We start from the raw sequence: 19057 nt of genomic DNA on the forward strand, positions 1-19057 counted from the left end.
AAGAAGAGAGAAAAAGCGAGGCGTTACTTTTTATGAGGTTCCTATGAAAAAGCGGAAATGTGCGTCTCGTCATAATTTTTCACCGTAGACTAGCGTAAAACTTGCTTCCTGAGAGTCGGTTACTACACACTCATTGAAACGTTTCAGCGCTATCTTTACAGAATGCCTGTCAGGAGAGGCTGTTTTTTTTCTCAATAAAGCTGAAACGATTCAATTCAGCAGGAGAGGAGAGCTATGTTCCAACTAAATTTGCAGGACATCCACATCGGTGCCAGCGCAAGCGACAAAGACGATGCAATACGTCAGGTAGCCGCTGCGCTGGCGGCGGCTGGTTATGTCAATGAGACTTATGTCGAAGGCATGCTGGCTCGCGAGCAACAAACGTCCACCTGGCTTGGTAATGGCATTGCTATTCCGCACGGCACAACTGATACCCGCGACGCGGTGGTGAAAACCGGCGTACAGGTCTTTCAGTTCCCGCAAGGCGTCAACTGGGGTGAAGATAACCTTGCTTATGTGGTGATGGGCATTGCTGCGCGTTCAGATGAGCACCTGGCGCTGCTGCGTCAGCTGACACATGTTCTCAGTGATGACAGCGTAAGTGAATCGTTGAAAGCCACCACTTCCGCTGAATCGCTGCGTAGCATCCTGATGGGGGAGACGCTGGCGGCAGAGTTCAAATTTGATACCTCGCTGATTGCACTTGATGTCGCGGCCAAAGATGTGATGACGTTGCAGGCGCTTAATGCAGGACGCTTGCAAACTGCTGGAGCGGTAGACAGTCAGTTTGTCAGCAACGTAATCTCCAGCCCTCCACTCAACCTTGGACAGGGGATTTGGTTAAGCGATAGCGCCACAGGCAATCTTGCCAGTGCGGTAGCGATCAGTCGTGCGGCGGAGGCCTTCGAGGTAGCAGACGGAAAAGTCGCTATGTTGATCACTGTAGCGGTGAATGATGACCGTCCGTTGGAAGTCCTTAATTGTCTAAGCGAACTATTAATCTCGCAAAAAGCTGAGCGGTTGCTGAATGCTGATGCTGCAGGCGTTATTGCGCTATTAACCCACAAAATTAGCGAGCAAGCAGACGTCCTGACGGCAGAATTTACGATCCGTAACGAACACGGATTGCATGCACGTCCCGGTACCGCACTGGTGAGCGTTATCAAGCAGTTTAACAGTGAGATAACCGTTACCAATCTTGATGGTAGCGGTAAACCAGCCAATGGTCGCAGCCTGATGAAGGTGGTGGCATTGGGGGTTAAAAAAGGGCATCGGTTGCGCTTTACCGCCAGCGGTGAAGATGCCAGTCAGGCATTAAGCGCCATTGAAGCGGCTATCGCTTCTGGCTTGGGTGAGGGAGCAGAATGAGCAGGCGCGTTGCAACAATCACGTTAAATCCGGCTTACGATCTGGTGGGTTATTGCCCTGAAATTGAGCGTGGTGAAGTCAATTTAGTAAAAACGACCGGCCTGCATGCGGCGGGAAAAGGGATTAACGTCGCCAGGGTATTAAAAGATCTTGGCATTGATGTCACCGTCGGAGGGTTCCTGGGGAAAGATAATCAGGATGGTTTCCAGCAATTATTTAGCGAACTGGGTATCGCCAATCGTTTCCAGGTGGTTCCGGGTCGTACCCGCATTAATGTCAAGCTGACCGAGAAAGGGGGAGACGTCACGGACCTCAATTTCTCCGGATTTGATGTCAGCCCGCAGGACTGGGAACGCTTTAGTGCGGATTCACTGAGCTGGCTGGGTCAATTCGATATGGTTTGTGTCAGCGGCAGTCTGCCTTCAGGCGTGGCACCAGAGGCCTTTACGGAATGGATGACGGCGTTACGGACTCACTGTCCGTGCATCATTTTTGACAGCAGTCGTGAAGCACTGGTCGCGGGGCTGAAAGCAGCACCGTGGCTGGTGAAACCGAATCGTCGTGAACTGGAAATCTGGGCAGGGCGAAAGCTCCCTACATTACAGAACGTTATTGAAGCTGCTCACGCGTTACGCGAGCAAGGAATTGCCCATGTGGTGATTTCTCTGGGGGCAGAGGGGGCTTTATGGGTAAACGCCTCGGGAGAGTGGATTGCGAAACCCCCTGCCTGCGAAGTTGTTAGCACCGTCGGTGCCGGTGATTCAATGGTTGGCGGATTGATCTATGGCCTGCTAATGCGCGAATCCAGTGAACATACATTGCGCCTTGCTACAGCTGTCGCTGCCCTGGCGGTGAGTCAGAGTAACGTTGGCGTTACCGATCGAACTCAGTTGGCCGCGATGATGGCACGCGTCGATCTACAACCTTTTAACTGACAGCAGGAGAGACAGAATGAAAATGCTGCTGATAATCGATCCTTCTCTGGGCATTGCGACCCGTTACCTTGCCCGCACTCTCACCAATGCTGCCGCGATCAAAGCGGGAGTGGTGCTGACGGAAACTCCGGCTGAGGCCGAACGGGTTGTGGTGATCGGTGATACCGTTCCCGCAGATACGGCACTGGACGGTAAAGTGGTATATCGCGCGGAGATCGCGGATGCATTGCATCAGGCTGACGCCATGTTGGCAAAAGCACAGACCGAGGCAAAGCCCTGGCAGGCTGTCGCCGTTGCCCCTACCAGTCTGACGAATACCGCACAAAAACGGATCGTGGCGATAACGGCATGTCCAACCGGCGTCGCTCATACTTTCATGGCTGCCGAAGCAATTGAGATTGAAGCGAAACGTCGTGGCTGGTGGGTGAAGGTGGAAACGCGTGGTTCGGTAGGCGCGGGCAATGCGATAACGGCCGAAGAAGTCGCCGCCGCTGATCTTGTGCTGGTGGCGGCCGATATTGATGTCGATCTGGCGAAGTTCGCTGGCAAGCCAATGTACCGAACATCGACCGGACTGGCACTGAAGAAAACGGCTCAGGAGTTGGACAAGGCTGTCGCTGAGGCCCGACCTTACCAGCCAAAAGGCGGGCAGCAAGACGTGCAGGGCGAACAGAAAAAAGAGAGCCCTGGCGCATATCGCCACCTGTTAACTGGCGTGTCTTACATGTTACCGATGGTCGTTGCTGGTGGGTTATGTATTGCTCTGTCCTTTGCGTTTGGTATTACCGCATTTAAACAGCCTGGTACGTTAGCTGCGGCGCTTATGCAGATCGGCGGTGGCAGTGCATTTGCGCTGATGGTGCCGGTTTTGGCGGGGTATATCGCTTTTTCGATCGCCGATCGCCCCGGCCTGACGCCGGGCTTAATTGGCGGGATGCTGGCGACCAGTATTAACGCGGGATTTCTGGGTGGCATCATCGCCGGTTTTATTGCCGGTTACGCGGCTAAATTGATCAGCGCGAAAGTGAAGCTGCCGCAAAGTATGGACGCCCTTAAGCCCATCCTTATTATTCCACTGTTTGCCAGCCTGATTACGGGCCTGCTGATGATTTATGTTGTGGGCACCCCCGTCGCGAAAATTATGTCAGGGTTAACCGAGTGGTTGGCTAATATGGGCACGGCAAACGCGGTACTGCTGGGAGCCATTCTTGGTGGCATGATGTGTACGGATATGGGCGGGCCGGTGAATAAAGTGGCCTATGCGTTTGGTGTTGGGTTATTAAGCTCACAAACCTATGCACCGATGGCGGCGATTATGGCGGCAGGAATGGTGCCGCCGCTGGCCATGGGGCTTGCCACACAGCTGGCACGCAGGAAGTTTAACAAAGGCCAGCAGGAAGGAGGCAAGGCGGCACTGGTGTTGGGGCTCTGTTTTATCACTGAGGGTGCAATCCCCTTCGCCGCACGTGATCCGATGCGTGTTCTCCCCTGTTGTATCATTGGTGGGGCAGTAACTGGCGCGATTTCGATGGCGGTTGGTGCGAAGTTAATGGCACCTCATGGTGGTCTGTTTGTACTGTTGATCCCTGGGGCTATCAGTCCGGTTGTGGGTTATCTGATTGCTATTCTCGCCGGAACACTGCTGGCAGGTATCGGATATGCATTGCTGAAGCGCCCTGAAACTGAGCTTGCAAAAGCCTGATATTAAGGTTGCTCACGGCAGTAATGCCTATGGATGGGCATAAACGGAAGGGGCCGGCAGTCGCTCCGGCCCTGCATGGTCATCCGTAGGATGAAAAGAAAGAACGCCGTTGACGTTAAGCCCTTAGCCTGGCAGAGGCGATCACCTCTGTTCTGACTTCAGCCAGGCAATCTCATCTTTCCAGATATCCGGATTGATGGTTTCCAGAATCATCGGAATACCGTCAAAACGAGGGTCTTTCATCAACCAACTAAAAGCGGTTTTGCCAATATTGCCTTCGCCCAAACTATGATGGCGATCGACGCGGCTGTTAAACTCACTTTTTGCGTCGTTCAGATGCATCCCGCGTAGGTACTGAAAGCCTACCACGCGTTCGAATTCGGCAAATGTTTGTTCACAGGCTTCTACGCTACGCAAGTCATACCCGCCCGCGAAGGCGTGGCAGGTATCGATACAGACGCCGACGCGCGATTTATCCTCTACGCCATCAATAATGGCGGCCAGATGCTCAAAACGAAATCCCAGGTTACTGCCCTGGCCAGCGGTATTCTCGATCACGGCCGTCACGCCCTGAGTCTTATCCAGCACAATATTCAATGATTCTGCAATACGCTTCAGGCAGACGTCTTCATCAATTTGGTGAAGGTGGCTACCGGGATGAAAGTTTAGTAACGATAGACCAAGCTGCTCACAACGCGCCATCTCATCAAGAAATGCCTCACGCGATTTTTCCAGCGCTTCTTCAACGGGGTGGCCAAGGTTAATCAGATAGCTATCATGCGGCAGGATTTGTCCGGTGCTAAAATGGTACTTATCACAGGCTGCACGGAAGGCAGATATAGTGGTATCCGTGAGTGCGGCAGCGCGCCACTGGCGCTGATTTTTAGTAAACAGGGCGAATGCTGTCGCCTCCAGTTCATGTGCGCGGATGACAGCCTGATCCACACCACCTGCTGCACTGACGTGAGCGCCAATATATTTCATGCCTTTCTCCTGTTAATCACTCTGCGATGCCGCAGAGTCATCCATCATAACTGAAGCGCCTGGCCCATAACATGCTGAACCGTCAGATTGATAGCAGCACCGCCGACAATCAGCCAGATAAATAGCGTCAGTGCCATCAGTAGCGGCTTGATTCCCGCCCGTCTCAGCGCGCTGATGTGGGTGGTTAATCCCAATGCCGCCATCGCCATCGCCAGCAACAGGGAATCAAGCTGATTTATCGAAGTGACGACAGACGTCGGGATGAAATGGAAAGAGTTAAATAGCGCCACCAGAATAAACAACAGCGCAAACCAGGGGAAACGGATACCGCCAGTCTGGCTTTTACCGGCCGGTTCGCTGCGCTTGATGCGCACGGTGAGAAACAGTAAAAAAGGTGCCAGCATCATTACCCGCAGCATTTTGGCAATCACGGCCGCGTTTTCGGTTTCGGGGCCAATGGCGTGTCCCGCTGCCACGACCTGGGCAACCTCATGCATAGTCGAACCGGTAAAAATACCGTATTGCACCGCGGTGAGATGCGGGAATAGCGCGATTGCGACAGGATAAAGCAGCGGATAAATAAAAATCGCGGTAGTACCAAAAATAACCACGGTCGCAATTGCCACACTCACTTTTGCAGCGTCAGCTTTAATGACGGGTTCAGTGGCAAGAATAGCGGCCGCACCACAGATACTGCTGCCCGCACCAATCAGCCATGCCGTATCCCGGTCAAGTCCAAACACCTTATGTCCTAACCAGCAGGCAAGATAAAAGGTAGAGCTCAGCGTTAGCACATCAATCGCAATACCGCTGATACCAACATCAGCGATTTGCTGAAAAGTCAGACGAAAACCATAAAGAATGATACCCAGCCGTAAAATCTTCTGTTTGGCCAATATCACACCAGCATCGCAGGTGCTGTGAAGGCGAGGATAAACCGTGTTACCAATAACGATGCCGACCACGATTGCCAGCGTTAGTGCACCCAGACCGAAAGCGGCGATGCTGGGCAATGTCCCCAGCCAAGTTGCAAAAATCGCAATCGCCGCGGTTAAAAACAAGCCAGGAACCCAATGTCCCGGGCCGTTGTGATCTTTACTTAACGTTATTTCAGCCATGGTATGCCTCCGTGTTTACAGGAGGGATTTTGCGGTACGGTGGTTTAAAAGAGAAATTGATTATATATTTATTATAAATCGGAATAAGTGTTAAGTGGAGGCAACATGTTCAGACGGCTTGCCCGGTTTAAAACCCAGTTGATGACAATGTGGTATGCGTGCCGGCATCCAGCAACACCTTTATATATCAAGGTGTTAATGGCCGTCATCGTGATGTACGTTATCAGTCCTGTCGATATAATTCCGGATGTTATTCCTGTTATCGGCTGGCTGGACGATGCGATTATTGTTCCGATAGGGGTTGGATTATTACTCAAATTACTGCCGGAAGAGGTACGTCTGCAGGGAGAGGCTCGTCGCGAGAACAACATCACAGGACAAGCCTGGCGAAAAGGATTCTCCCGTACGCTATGGGGGATCCTGCTACTGTGGTTAATGCTGTTAGGGTATGTTTTTTTTCACCGGATGTCGTAAGGAAAGCGGATGCATATCACATTGCGTCAGATTGAAGTGTTTACCGAAGTCTTAAAAAGTGGCTCAACGACCCAGGCCTCACAGGTACTGTCGCTGTCACAATCCGCCGTCAGTGCGGCGCTTGCCGATCTGGAAAATCAGCTTAACGTTCAGCTCTTCGATCGCGTAGGGAAGCGGTTGGTGGTGAACGAGCATGGTCGTTTGCTTTATCCACGTGCGGTCGGCTTGCTGGAGCAGGCGGGGGATATTGAACAGTTATTTCGCGAAGATAATGGTTCGCTACGTATCTACGCCAGTAGCACTATCGGTAATTATTTGCTGCCAGAAATGATTGCCCACTATCGCCATGATTTTCCTCAGTTGCCGCTGGAACTTAGCGTAGGGAACAGCCAGGATGTCGTCAACGCGGTGGCCGATTTTCGTGTGGATATCGGGCTAATCGAGGGGCCCTGTCATATGACAGAACTGATCAGTGAGCCCTGGCTGGAAGATGAGCTGGTGGTGTTTGCCGCACCTGACGCCGCCATTTTGCAACAGCCGGTGACGCTGGAGAGCTTGTCCCAGGCGCAATGGATTCTGCGTGAACCGGGTTCCGGTACGCGTGAGATCGTCGATTATTTACTGCTGTCTCATCTGTCCCAATTGCAACTGGCAATGGAGCTGGGAAACTCAGAAGCGATTAAACACGCGGTTCGTCACGGACTGGGCATCAGTTGTTTGTCACGCCGGGTTATAGCCGAACAGTTGGAATCAGGAAGGCTGGTTGAGGTAACTGTCCCGCTACCGAAACTTACTCGCACGCTCTATCAGATCCGCCATCGTCAGAAACACATATCAAAGGCGCTGTCACGTTTTCTTCTCTACTGCCGCATCGATTAGCTTACGGCAAAAACCATGGCGCTTCTCTGGTATAAGGCGACTTTTTTATCAGTAGGCAGGCTGGCTAATAATTGTCTGCCGATTATGAACCTAACTTATAACCTTGTGTTATCGCTATACCTGACGAGGTGGTTTGCTACAATCTCGCCTCGTTTTTACCCAGGATAGTGTTTATTCATGGTTCAGAATACAAAAACAGCACAACAACCTGCTCTTCGCCGCGCGTTAAAAGCGCGACATTTGACGATGATCGCCATTGGCGGTTCTATTGGCACCGGCTTATTTGTTGCGTCTGGTGCCACCATTTCGCAGGCCGGCCCCGGCGGCGCACTGCTCTCTTATATGCTAATCGGCCTGATGGTCTATTTCCTGATGACCAGCCTGGGTGAGCTTGCCGCTTTTATGCCGGTCTCCGGCTCGTTCTCTACTTACGGTTCTAAATATGTTGAGGAAGGCTTTGGCTTCGCACTTGGCTGGAACTATTGGTACAACTGGGCCGTGACTATCGCCGTCGACTTGGTTGCCTCACAGTTGGTGATGAGCTATTGGTTCCCGGATACGCCAGGCTGGATTTGGAGCGCCTTGTTCCTCTCCCTGATGTTCTTGCTAAATTACATCTCGGTAAAAGGGTTTGGCGAAGCTGAGTACTGGTTTTCACTGATTAAGGTTGTCACCGTGGTGATATTCATTATCGTTGGTGTGATGATGATCGTGGGTATTCTGCAGGGGGCGGAAACCGCGGGGTGGCATAACTGGCAAGTGGGGGATGCCCCGTTCTCCGGCGGTTTTGCCGCGATGATTGGCGTGGCAATGATTGTTGGTTTCTCTTTTCAGGGGACAGAGCTGATCGGTATTGCCGCAGGCGAATCCGAAGAGCCGGCAAAAAATATTCCGCGTGCGGTGCGTCAGGTATTCTGGCGTATTCTGCTGTTCTATATTTTCGCGATTCTGATTATTAGCCTGATTATTCCTTATACTGACCCCAGTCTGTTACGCAATGATGTTCAAGACATCAGCGTGAGTCCCTTCACTCTGGTGTTCCAGCATGCGGGTCTGCTGTCGGCAGCAGCAGTGATGAATGCGGTTATCCTGACGGCGGTACTGTCAGCCGGTAACTCGGGGATGTATGCCTCAACACGTATGCTGTATACGCTGGCAAAAGAAGGTAAAGCGCCACGTATTTTTGGCAAACTGTCGAAGGGTGGGGTACCGCGTAATGCGCTGTATGCTTCAACGGTGGTTGCGATGTTGTGCTTCTTCACTTCTATGTTTGGCAATCAGGAAGTTTATTTATGGCTGCTAAATACCTCAGGGATGACCGGCTTTATCGCGTGGCTAGGCATCGCCATCAGCCACTATCGTTTCCGTCGTGGCTATGTCAAACAGGGCAACGATATTGCTGATTTACCTTATCGCTCGGGTTTCTTTCCTGTCGGTCCGATTTTCGCCTTTGTGCTTTGCCTCATTATCACGCTGGGGCAAAATTATCAGGCCTTCCTTGCCGATCGCATTGACTGGTACGGTGTGGCGGCGACTTACATCGGCATCCCACTTTTCCTGTTGATCTGGTTTGGCTATAAGTTCACACGTGGTAGCCGTTTTGTGAAGTACAGCGAAATGGAATTCCCAACGTTTAAACAGTAATCCGTGGTGACCTTGCTTCAGGGGGCCGCCTCCGGCGCCCTGAGCCTATTATGCTGTCCTCGATACCGAGCGCTCGGTGATAACCTCCTGTGTTGCATTTCCCCCGATAGTTGGCGTTTGAGTCACCTATGCACTGTTCTTTTCTGTAAATAGGTATTACAAATTATATTGATAACTATTATCATTTGATTTATTGTTCCCGCTGTTACTTTTACGATATTCCAGGGAGTCAGGAGTGAAATATAACGGTAGCAACACTCGAGCAATGCTGGCGGCTTTACTGCTGTCAGCAGGCGCAACAAGCAGCAGTCTGGCCGCAATGATCACCGATATTGCCGGGCGAGAAGTTACCGTGCCGGATCGCGTTGATCGCATTTTACTGGGGGAAGGGCGATTGTTTTATGCCGTTTCGCTGCTGGAAGGTAAAAAACCGATTGAGCGTATTGTTGGCTGGCAGGGGGATTTTCGGAAACTGGATACGCAAACTTATGCGGTATATAAAGAGAAATTCCCCAAAATTGATGATATCCCTCTGATTGGTAATACAAGTGCGGACAGCATCAGCCCGGAGAAAGCCCTGACGCTTAATCCCGACGTGGCGATTTTCGGCCTGTCTGGTGGACATGGTCCGGGTAAGAATAGCGAACTGGTGCGACAGTTTGAACGTGCCGGTGTTCCGGTGGTTTTTGTTGATTTTCGCGCGAACCCACTGAAGAATACCTTGCCGAGCATGCGCGTGCTGGGCAAGGTCCTGCACCGTGAGCCGCAGGCTGAAAGCTACATTGCTTTCTATCAGAATAACCTGAGGCAGATCGCAGCATTCAGTGCCCGTGTGCCGCAGGATAAAAAACCAACGGTATTTATTGAGCTACGCGCCGCATCAACCGATGAGTGTTGCGGTACCGCAGGTAAAGGAAATATGGGCGATTTTATCGAACAGGCTGGTGGGAACAATATTGCCCGTGACCTGCTGCCAGGGCCGCTGGGTACCGTGAATCTTGAATATGTTATTGCCCGCGATCCACAGATCTATATCGCCAGCGGTGGTCAGCCAGCGGACAGCCGTAGTCCAGGGATAAAACTGGGAGCGAACGTCAGCCCGACTGAGGCGAAACGAAGTCTGTTAAAGGTGACTGCCCGGCAGGGTATCCAGCAGTTGAATGCGATAAAAGAAGGACGCCGTTACGCAATCTGGCATAATTTTTACAATTCTCCGTATAATATCCTTGCCATCCAGGCCTTTGCCAAATGGTTTTACCCCGAGCAGTTTGCTTCGCTCGATGTCACCGCCACTGAGAAAGAACTCTATGAGCAATTTTTGGCGGTAGAGCCGAGCGGAACTTACTGGACTGAAGCGCAGTAATAACAGGTAGCGATAAGATGAGTCTCACCCACGAATCCATGCAATACGCCGACAAAAAGAACGCCAGTGGCGTCATGGGGCGATACCAGCAGCTTTTGCGCCACCGCCTGATGTTTATGGGTATTCTGGTGCTGGCGATATTGGCATCACTGGTGCTGGATTTTACGCTGGGCCCGTCAGGATTAACGCTCAACACCCTGTGGCACGCGCTGCTGCAACCGGATAGCGTTGATGCCGGAACACGCGTAATCGTCTGGGACATTCGCTTACCTTATGCGTTGATGGCAATTGTTGTCGGGCTGGCGTTGGGTATTGCTGGCGCGGAAATGCAAACTATTCTGAATAATCCACTGGCGAGCCCGTTCACCCTTGGGGTTTCTTCTGCGGCAGCTTTTGGTGCCGCGCTGGCGATTGTTCTGGGTATTGGCATTCCAGGGATCCCTGACCAGTGGTTTATCTCCGGGAACGCCTTTATCTTTGCATTGCTCGCCGCGCTGATGCTTGATGGCGTCACCCGCTGGACGCGCGTGGCGACGTCCGGCGTGGTGTTATTTGGTATCGCACTGGTGTTTACCTTTAACGCGCTGGTTTCAATGATGCAGTTTATTGCCAGTGAAGATACGTTGCAGGGGCTGGTGTTCTGGACCATGGGTAGCCTGGCCCGCGCTTCCTGGGAGAAGCTCGGCGTGCTCACGCTGGCTTTTCTTATCCTGGTGCCATTCTCAATGTCGAGCGCCTGGAAGCTGACGGCGCTGCGGCTGGGTGAAGATCGGGCGATCAGTTTTGGTATTGATGTGCGTCGCTTGCGGCTCGGGACGCTACTCCGTATCAGTATCCTTTCTGCGCTGGCCGTGGCTTTTGTCGGCCCAATCGGCTTTATTGGACTGGTTGCACCGCACATTGCCCGCATGATTTTCGGTGAAGATCACCGTTTTTATCTTCCGGCCAGCGCCTTAACGGGGGCACTGGTGCTCTCAATGGCTTCAGTCGCGTCGAAGAACCTGATCCCAGGCGTCATTATCCCGGTTGGCATTGTGACCTCGCTGGTGGGCGTGCCGTTCTTCCTGAGTATTATTTTGCGTCATCGGGGGAGTGTCTGATGCAGGGCTTACAGATTCGCGATTTTAGCGCCGGTTATCCAAAGCGCCAGATTATTGAAAATCTCAATGTTCCATTGTTACCGCGTGGAAAAATTACCGTTTTATTGGGGCCGAATGGCTGTGGTAAATCGACACTCCTGCGCTCTCTGGCTGGTTTGAACCGGGCAAAAGGGGAACTGTGGCTGAATGATGAAGAGTTGATGGCGCAGCCGTTTACCCGGCGTGCGGATAAAGTGGTTTATCTACCCCAATCCCTGCCAGCGGGCGTGCATTTGCATGTGCTGGAATCGATCATCGTGGCACAGCGTGCTTCTGGCGGTCGGAGTTCGGTATCCAGTGAAAGCGAAGTGATGGCGCTGCTGGAGCAACTGGGTATTTCACATCTGGCACTGAGCTATCTTGACCAGCTTTCTGGTGGACAGAAACAATTAGTGGGGTTGGCTCAATCCCTAATTCGTCGGCCGGAACTGTTATTGCTGGATGAGCCTTTAAGCGCACTGGATTTAAATTATCAGTTCCACGTTATGGACCTTGTTCAGCGGGAAACGCGTAAAAGAAATATTGTTACCGTGGTAGTGGTACACGATATTAATATCGCACTGCGTCATGGTGAACATGTATTGATGTTGCAAAATGGTGAGTTAATTGCGGACGGTTTACCGGAAGCGGTGATTACACCGGAAAGTCTGGCACGGGTATATGGTGTTAAAGGCCGGATTGAGCGCTGCAGCCAGGGAACGCCGCAGGTGTTGATCGACGGATTGGTGTCACAGCCCGCCTTTTAAGGGATCGCGTTAGGCGATCCAGCCCTTATCCACTGTGGTATCCGGTTCATGGTTTTTGCTCTGTGCCGGTTTCCATCTGTGTATTATCCTCAATGCCTTATATATGAGAATATTATCGATACTATTATTTATTTTTCTGTAGTCGATGGATAGTGTATACCGGAAATATAATCTATTTTCGCGCTGATATTTTAAATTATAAAAAAACCGGAATATATCGGGAATCCAGCAGAGCCTGTTCCATCAGGTTATTAGTGTGAGCAATTGTCAGGATGGCTTTTAATATTTCCACGGTTTTTTCCGTCCGGATTATTAAGGGGAAAACCAATTAACGTGTTCACCTAATGGAGAAAAGGATGATTCGTTTAAACCTGATGGCTCGCGGTGGCCTCTGCGCGTCAGTACTCGCTTGTAGTTTCCCATGCTTTGCTGAAGAGAGCGAAAAAGAGAAAGAAAACGAAGAGACAATAGTGGTGACTGCAGCGGCAACAAAAGTGAATTTGAAAGATGCACCAGCCAGTATCAGCGTGATTACCGCCGATGAGATAAAACGTAAACCGGTACAAAACCTGCGTGATGTGCTGCGCGATGTGCCGGGTGTTCAACTCACCAATGAGGGGGATAACCGTAAAGGCATTAGTCTGCGCGGTCTCGACAGCAGCTATACGCTAATTCTCATCGATGGTAAGCGAGTGAATTCGCGTACCGCAGTATTCCGGCATAACGACTTTGACCTTAACTGGATCCCGGTAGATGCCATTGAGCGCATCGAAGTGGTGCGTGGACCAATGTCTTCCCTGTATGGTTCGGATGCGTTGGGCGGTGTGGTGAATATTATTACGCGCAAGGTAGGCAAGGCCTGGCACGGTACGCTGAGCGCGGATACAACGTTACAGCAGCATCGCAATCGCGGTGATAGCTATAACGGTAACGTCTTTACCAGCGGCCCGCTGATTGACGATCTGCTGGGCGTCAAATTGTACGGTAGCCTGGGCAAACGTGAAAAAGATCAGCAACAGGCATCGGCAACGTCATCTACAGGACTTTCACCGCGTATTGAAGGTTACACTGCGCGCGACGGCAATGTGGAATTTGCGCTAACACCCACTGAAAATCAGGACATGACGTTCGGCTACGGTTTTGACCGTCAGGACCGGGATTCTGATTCCCTGGATAAAAATCGGCTGGAACGGCAAAACTACGCAGTGGGTCACAATGGTCGCTGGGGGGTAGCCAATACCGAGCTGCGCTTTTATGGCGACAAGATCGATAACTACAATAAAGATATCATTACTGCCGAAAATAACTCGTTGGACGGCAAAGTGATTCTGCCATTAGACGCGGTTAATCAACTGCTGACTTTTGGTGGTGAATGGCGCCACGATAAACTGAATGATACGGTAAATCTTAAGGGAAGCGGCCGTATATCGGCATCACAGCATGCGCTCTTTGTTGAGGATGAGTGGCGCTTGCTGGATTCGCTGGCATTAACCGGCGGCGTGCGTATGGACAATCATGACACCTACGGCGATCACTGGAGTCCGCGCCTGTATCTGGTATATAACGCCACTGATACCCTGACATTGAAAGGGGGATGGGCCAATGCATTTAAAGCGCCTTCGTTATTGCAATTAAGCCCTGACTGGCAGACAAACTCCTGCCGTGGGGGCTGTTCGATTGTCGGGAGCCCGGATCTGAAACCGGAAACCAGCGAGAGTGTTGAACTGGGGCTCTATTATGCGGGCGATGAGGGCTGGCTGGAAGGGATCACCGGCAGCATTACCGCATTTCGTAATCATGTGAAGGACCGGATCAGTATTGCGCGCACGTCTGATATTTCACAGGCACCCAATTATGAAAACTACGTTGGGATTAACGACAGAGGCCAGCCGGTATTTCGTTACTACAATGTTGATAAAGCCCGTATTACCGGCGTTGAAACTGAGGTGACGCTGCCGTTTAATCCCCAATGGAAGTTGACGCTTAACTACACTTATACCGACAGCCGGGATGTCAGCGGTGGCAGGAATCGTCCACTGGCGGAGACGCCGCTGCACACAGCGAACGGCACGCTGGACTGGTTGCCTGTTGAGGACTGGTCGTTCTGGTTACAGGCAAATTACGCCGGAGAGCGACGGGCGCTGAAAGCGACGAATGCTACGCCGGGCGGTTATGTTATCTGGAACACTGGTGCGTCATGGCAGGCGACAAAAGCGGTGAAATGGCGTGCAGGCGTGCAGAATCTCGCAGATAAAGATCTTAACCGCGATCTGTACAGCTTTAACGAAGACGGGCGCCGTTACTTCCTTGCGATGGATTATAGCTTCTGAGTATCAAATGCGAGCGGGCAGGGCCCGCTCGCAAGGTATCAAGGGAAAAGATGCTGCGCATGGAAGCGCAGATGATCCTCAATAAAACTGGCGATAAAGAAGTAGCTATGGTCGTAGCCGGGCTGGATACGTAGCGTGAGCGGCCAGCCAATCTCTTGTGCGATTTCCTGCAATCGCTCGGGGTGCAACTGGTCGGCGAGAAACTGATCGTTATCTCCCTGATCGATCAGCAGGGGAACGGTGCTTTTCGCCTGACGCAGCAGCCAGCAACTGTCGTACTGGCACCACTGATCCGGATCGCTCCCCAGATAGGCCGTAAACGCTTTTTGTCCCCAGGGAACAATGCACGGGTTCACGATGGGGGCAAACGCTGAAACGGATCTGAAGGTTTGCGGGTTACGCAACGCCAGCATAATGGCACCGTGTCCGCCCATCGAATGTCCCATGATTGCCTGGCGATCGCTCACGCTGAAATTATCGGCTATCAGCGCAGGGAACTCTTCATTGATGTAATCATACATCGAAAAATGTTGATTCCAGGGCGCTTGTGTCGCATTCAGGTAAAAGCTCGCGCCTTGCCCCAAATCGTAACTGTCATCGTTCGGCACGCTTTCACCACGCGGGCTGGTGTCAGGCATGACCAGAACAATCCCCAGCTCGGCTGCAATACGCTGTGCGCCCGATTTTGTTGTGAAATTTTCATCGGTGCAGGTCAGTCCGGCAAGGAAATAGAGCACCGGTGGTGGTGTTGTACCGCGTGGAGCGGGTAAAAAAATGCTGAATGTCATTGCACAGTTGAGCGATAACGACTCGTGGCGATAGCGCTGCTGCCAGCCGCCAAACATGCGATGTTCTTCCAATAGTTCCAGCGTGGATGCCATTACCCCTCCTGATTACTTACTAAAGTGAATCACTGAACGGATCGATTTACCCTCGTGCATCAGTTCAAAAGCGTCGTTAATCTGTTCCAGCGGCAGGGTATGGGTAATAAAGTCATTAAGTTGGAACTCACCGTCGAGATAGCGCTGAACGATACCGGGCAATTGAGAACGCCCTTTGACGCCTCCGAACGCGGATCCGCGCCATACGCGGCCAGTCACCAGTTGGAAGGGACGAGTAGCAATCTCTTCACCGGCACCGGCAACGCCGATAATAATCGACTCGCCCCAGCCTTTGTGGCAGCACTCAAGCGCCGATCGCATCACGTTGACGTTACCAATACACTCGAAGGAGAAATCCACGCCGCCATCGGTCAATTCAACGATCACATCCTGAATCGGCTTATCGTAATCGTTCGGATTAATCAGATCGGTCGCACCCAGTTTGCTGGCGAGATCAAATTTGCTGGTATTGATATCAATAGCAATAATGCGACCGGCATTCGCCATCTTCGCACCGATAATGGCCGACAGCCCAATGCCGCCCAGACCAAATATCGCAACGGTATCGCCGGCTTTCACTTTTGCCGTGTTCATTACCGCGCCCATGCCGGTGGTGACGCCACACCCCAGCAGGCAAACTTCTTCCAGCGGTGCCTCTTTGCTGATTTTTGCCAGCGAAATTTCAGGCACAACGGTATATTCGGAGAAGGTGGATGTTCCCATATAGTGAAAAATCGGCTTGCCGTCTTTAAAAAAGCGGGTCGTGCCATCGGGCATCAAACCTTTACCCTGCGTGGCGCGAATCGCCTGGCAGAGATTGGTTTTGCCAGACAGACAAAACTTACATTTGCCACATTCGGGGGTATAGAGCGGGATGACGTGATCGCCGACGGCAACGCTGGTAACGCCTTCGCCGATGGCCTCGACGATACCGCCACCTTCATGACCGAGAATGGCAGGAAAAACGCCTTCCGGGTCTTTACCTGAGAGCGTATAAGCATCGGTATGGCAGACACCGGTTGCGACAATACGTACCAGCACCTCACCTTGCTGAGGTGGCATTAAATCCACTTCTTCAATTTTTAATGGTTCACCAGCGGCCCAGGCTACGGCGGCCTTCGTTTTAATCATCTCCATGACATCCTCACTTATATTGGGTTAGGTACCGGCACTGGATGCATCGGATATGCGAGAGTAATAGCCGGTCGGTTTTTATTAAGATGGTGTTCATTATGGACGAAAATCATCGACATCGGGTGTATCGTCGAATTGCTCAATAATTTGATATTTCAGCGCTTCCACGTTGGGGGTGAATGCATCACGACGCCATATCAGCCATGTCGCCGTATCCTGATAAAGTCGCGGTAAACGATGAACCTGCACGCGTGCCTGCCCGGGGATCTGAGACAGAACAGACCATGGGATCATTGCCAGCCCCGCACCGCTGGCGACACAGGCCATCATGGCATGATAAGACTGAATTTCCATAATGCTACCGGGCTGCACACCGCTTTCGCGAAACCAGGATTCAAAGCGCAGCCGATAGGAGCAACTGGGACGAAAGGCAAACAACGTGTCGCCACTGGCATCAGCCGCACTGCCTATCGGTGGATGATCGAGGCTGGAGATTAGCACCATTTTCTCACGGAAAGCGATGCAGCCGTTGAGCTCATCGTAAGGCACGGGTCCATCGACCAGTGCTGCTGCCAGCGTGCCTTCACGCACGCGTTCAATAATTTCACCTGAGGTGCCGGTAATCAGTGAAAGCGCGACGGCAGTATAACGTTGGTGATAGGCGGCTAATAACGTTGGCAGACGCGTGGCGGCAGTACTTTCCATTGATCCCAGCGCGAAATGCCCGCCAGGTTCACCGGTTTGTACCATATTTAAGGCTTCTTCACTCAGGGCCAAAATTCGCTGTGCATAGCCGAGAAAGTTATGACCAACCGGTGAGAGCCGTAGTCGCTGTTTTTCTCGAATAAAAAGATCGGAGCCCAGTTCTTGCTCAAGCTGACGCAGGCGCGTCGTAAGGTTTGAAGGGACTCGATGTAGCTGTTCAGCGGCACGCGCGACCGAACCGGTCTCTGCGACACGGCAAAACATACGCAGCTGTATTAAATCCATACATTCATTTCTTGTAAGTAACTTTGTGATTATTATTCACTTTTCGTGAGTTTATCCTTGATGCATGATGGGGGCAACCCTTGACATGAAAGAATGTGTCTATACCCGCGCTGTACCGCGTGAATTATTGTCGGCATAAAGAATTAAGGAGACAGATATGGCAATGCGCATCGCATTAAGCGCATTTTTATCGCTGGTGGTTGCGATGGGCATTGGGCGTTTCGCCTTTACGCCTCAGGTTCCGCTAATGATGGGTGAGCATCAGCTGACGCTTACCAGTGCAGGTCTGGTTGCCGCGCTGAATTATCTGGGCTATCTCTGTGGCTCGTTTGATGCAATGCGCGCCAGCCACCGCGTTGAATGGCGGTTAAAAAGCGGCGTTTGGGGGGCGGTTATTCTGACTCTGGCCTCTGCCTGCGTTGAAGGTGCCTGGTTGCACGGGATCGTGCGTTTTTTGATTGGCTGGGCAAGTGGTTGGGCAATGGTGCTGCTGGCGGCCTGGAGCAATGAGCAACTGATACATCATGGACGACCAGGGCTTTCTGCTGCGGTATTTGCTGGCCCGGGTACGGGGATTTTCCTCAGTGGTATGCTGGCGGTATTGCTGCATGCACTGGGCGTCAGTGCGGCTTTTGCCTGGGCGGTTTATGGGCTGGTGGCTCTGGTACTGGTGGCACTTATTGCCCGCAATTTGCCGGGCAAAGGCGAGCTACATCGGCCGGAGAGTGCGCCTGAACCGCTGGTACTGACGCCCAACCTAAAGCGATTGGTTCTGAGCTATAGTCTGGCGGGCTTTGGCTATATTCTACCCGCGACATTTTTATCACAAATGGCGGCGGCACGTTTTCCCGGCAGCGCCTTTGCTCAATTTGTCTGGCCGGTATTTGGCGGCGCTTCGGTAGTGGGTATCGGTCTTGGCATTCTAACGCGTCATTACGCTTCAACCCCCATTCGGCTCGGGCTGACGCTCTGGGCTCAGGCAATTGGCGTGTTCGCATCCGATGTGATTCCAGGCATCACGGGACTGGTTCTGGGCGCGATATTAGTCGGTGGTGGCTTTCTGAGTGTGGTGCAGCTGACATTGCAATATGGCCGCGAACTGGCACCAACGCATTCGCGCTATCTGGCCGGGCTGCTGACCACCGGCTATGCCGTGGGACAACTGGTTGGGCCGATGCTTTCAGCCAGCTCCACGCTGCTGACGCACCGTTTAGAACCCGCGCTTTACGTTGCGGGTATTGGGCTGCTGCTGGCTGGCGGGTTAGTATTTAAACGTGCTAAATGAATCTGTTTCAACGCCGATTAAATTGATTCACTGGATTAACGATACAGAGTGTTTAAAATGGCTATCCCGGCTGGTGTATCGCTGC

At 52.1% G+C, this 19057-nt stretch carries 16 protein-coding genes; 11 read left to right on the top strand and 5 right to left on the bottom strand.

Annotation, left to right across the window (positions count from 1 at the left end; all coding sequences use genetic code 11):
- Nucleotides 1-234 precede the first annotated feature (234 nt).
- Genes fruB through fruA form a run of 3 tightly spaced genes read left to right on the top strand, consistent with a single transcriptional unit; the run spans nt 235 to nt 4005 of the window.
- Entirely contained in the window at nt 235-1368 is a 1134-nt protein-coding gene (gene fruB / locus J1C60_RS06405; protein WP_128176436.1) for a fused PTS fructose transporter subunit IIA/HPr protein, read from the top strand.
- Nucleotides 1365-2303 carry a 1-phosphofructokinase gene (fruK, locus tag J1C60_RS06410; RefSeq protein WP_128176438.1) on the top strand — a complete coding sequence of 313 codons (939 nt, stop codon included), beginning with the start codon at nt 1365-1367 and terminating at the stop codon, nt 2301-2303. Before fruB ends, fruK begins: the two co-directional genes overlap by 4 nt.
- A 16-nt stretch (nt 2304-2319) precedes the next feature.
- On the top strand, nt 2320-4005 hold the full coding sequence (fruA, locus tag J1C60_RS06415; protein ID WP_128176440.1) for a PTS fructose transporter subunit IIBC: 1686 nt from the start codon (nt 2320-2322) through the stop codon (nt 4003-4005).
- A 141-nt stretch (nt 4006-4146) separates the two neighbouring features.
- On the opposite strand, the gene nfo is transcribed toward fruA, so the two are convergent.
- Both nfo and J1C60_RS06425 read right to left on the bottom strand, forming a co-directional pair.
- The gene (gene nfo / locus J1C60_RS06420) at nt 4147-4989 is read right to left on the bottom strand and encodes a deoxyribonuclease IV (protein WP_128176442.1); all 843 of its coding nucleotides are present in this window, start codon (nt 4987-4989) and stop codon (nt 4147-4149) included.
- Nucleotides 4990-5033: 44 nt separating this feature from the next.
- Entirely contained in the window at nt 5034-6107 is a 1074-nt protein-coding gene (locus tag J1C60_RS06425; protein WP_128176444.1) for a YeiH family putative sulfate export transporter, read from the bottom strand.
- 105 nt (nt 6108-6212) lie between these two features.
- Here J1C60_RS06425 and J1C60_RS06430 point away from each other — a divergent pair, with 105 nt between their 5' ends.
- The 7 genes from J1C60_RS06430 (at nt 6213) to cirA (ending at nt 14682) form a co-directional block, all read left to right on the top strand.
- Nucleotides 6213-6581 carry a YkvA family protein gene (locus J1C60_RS06430; protein WP_128176446.1) on the top strand — a complete coding sequence of 123 codons (369 nt, stop codon included), beginning with the start codon at nt 6213-6215 and terminating at the stop codon, nt 6579-6581.
- Between the two features lie 9 nt (nt 6582-6590).
- On the top strand, nt 6591-7460 hold the full coding sequence (gene yieE, locus J1C60_RS06435) for a DNA-binding transcriptional regulator YeiE (RefSeq protein ID WP_128176448.1): 870 nt from the start codon (nt 6591-6593) through the stop codon (nt 7458-7460).
- Between the two features lie 177 nt (nt 7461-7637).
- Nucleotides 7638-9104, top strand: coding sequence for an amino acid permease (locus J1C60_RS06440; RefSeq protein ID WP_128176449.1), 1467 nt, complete (start codon nt 7638-7640; stop codon nt 9102-9104).
- A 265-nt stretch (nt 9105-9369) separates the two neighbouring features.
- Complete coding sequence (locus J1C60_RS06445) at nt 9370-10467, top strand: ABC transporter substrate-binding protein (protein WP_128176515.1); 1098 nt, start codon at nt 9370-9372, stop codon at nt 10465-10467.
- Nucleotides 10468-10484: 17 nt separating this feature from the next.
- Nucleotides 10485-11567 carry a FecCD family ABC transporter permease gene (locus J1C60_RS06450; RefSeq protein WP_128176451.1) on the top strand — a complete coding sequence of 361 codons (1083 nt, stop codon included), beginning with the start codon at nt 10485-10487 and terminating at the stop codon, nt 11565-11567.
- Nucleotides 11567-12352, top strand: coding sequence for an ABC transporter ATP-binding protein (locus J1C60_RS06455; protein WP_164877275.1), 786 nt, complete (start codon nt 11567-11569; stop codon nt 12350-12352). Before J1C60_RS06450 ends, J1C60_RS06455 begins: the two co-directional genes overlap by 1 nt.
- Nucleotides 12353-12708: 356 nt before the next feature.
- Entirely contained in the window at nt 12709-14682 is a 1974-nt protein-coding gene (gene cirA, locus J1C60_RS06460) for a catecholate siderophore receptor CirA (protein WP_128176455.1), read from the top strand.
- A gap of 38 nt (nt 14683-14720) precedes the next feature.
- On the opposite strand, the gene fghA is transcribed toward cirA, so the two are convergent.
- The 3 genes from fghA to ptrR form a co-directional block, all read right to left on the bottom strand.
- Nucleotides 14721-15563, bottom strand: a complete 843-nt coding sequence (gene fghA, locus J1C60_RS06465; RefSeq protein ID WP_128176457.1) for an S-formylglutathione hydrolase — start codon at nt 15561-15563, stop codon at nt 14721-14723.
- 12 nt (nt 15564-15575) lie between these two features.
- Nucleotides 15576-16700, bottom strand: a complete 1125-nt coding sequence (locus J1C60_RS06470; protein ID WP_128176459.1) for an S-(hydroxymethyl)glutathione dehydrogenase/class III alcohol dehydrogenase — start codon at nt 16698-16700, stop codon at nt 15576-15578.
- Nucleotides 16701-16793: 93 nt separating this feature from the next.
- The gene (gene ptrR, locus J1C60_RS06475; RefSeq protein ID WP_128176460.1) at nt 16794-17687 is read right to left on the bottom strand and encodes a putrescine utilization regulator PtrR; all 894 of its coding nucleotides are present in this window, start codon (nt 17685-17687) and stop codon (nt 16794-16796) included.
- A gap of 157 nt (nt 17688-17844) precedes the next feature.
- Between ptrR and J1C60_RS06480 the strand changes: the two genes are divergently transcribed.
- Nucleotides 17845-18972, top strand: a complete 1128-nt coding sequence (locus tag J1C60_RS06480; protein ID WP_128176462.1) for a YbfB/YjiJ family MFS transporter — start codon at nt 17845-17847, stop codon at nt 18970-18972.
- The last annotated feature ends 85 nt before the right edge of the window (nt 18973-19057 follow it).

It is taken from the genome of [Pantoea] beijingensis, assembly GCF_022647505.1.
GTDB classification, from domain to species: domain Bacteria; phylum Pseudomonadota; class Gammaproteobacteria; order Enterobacterales; family Enterobacteriaceae; genus Erwinia; species Erwinia beijingensis.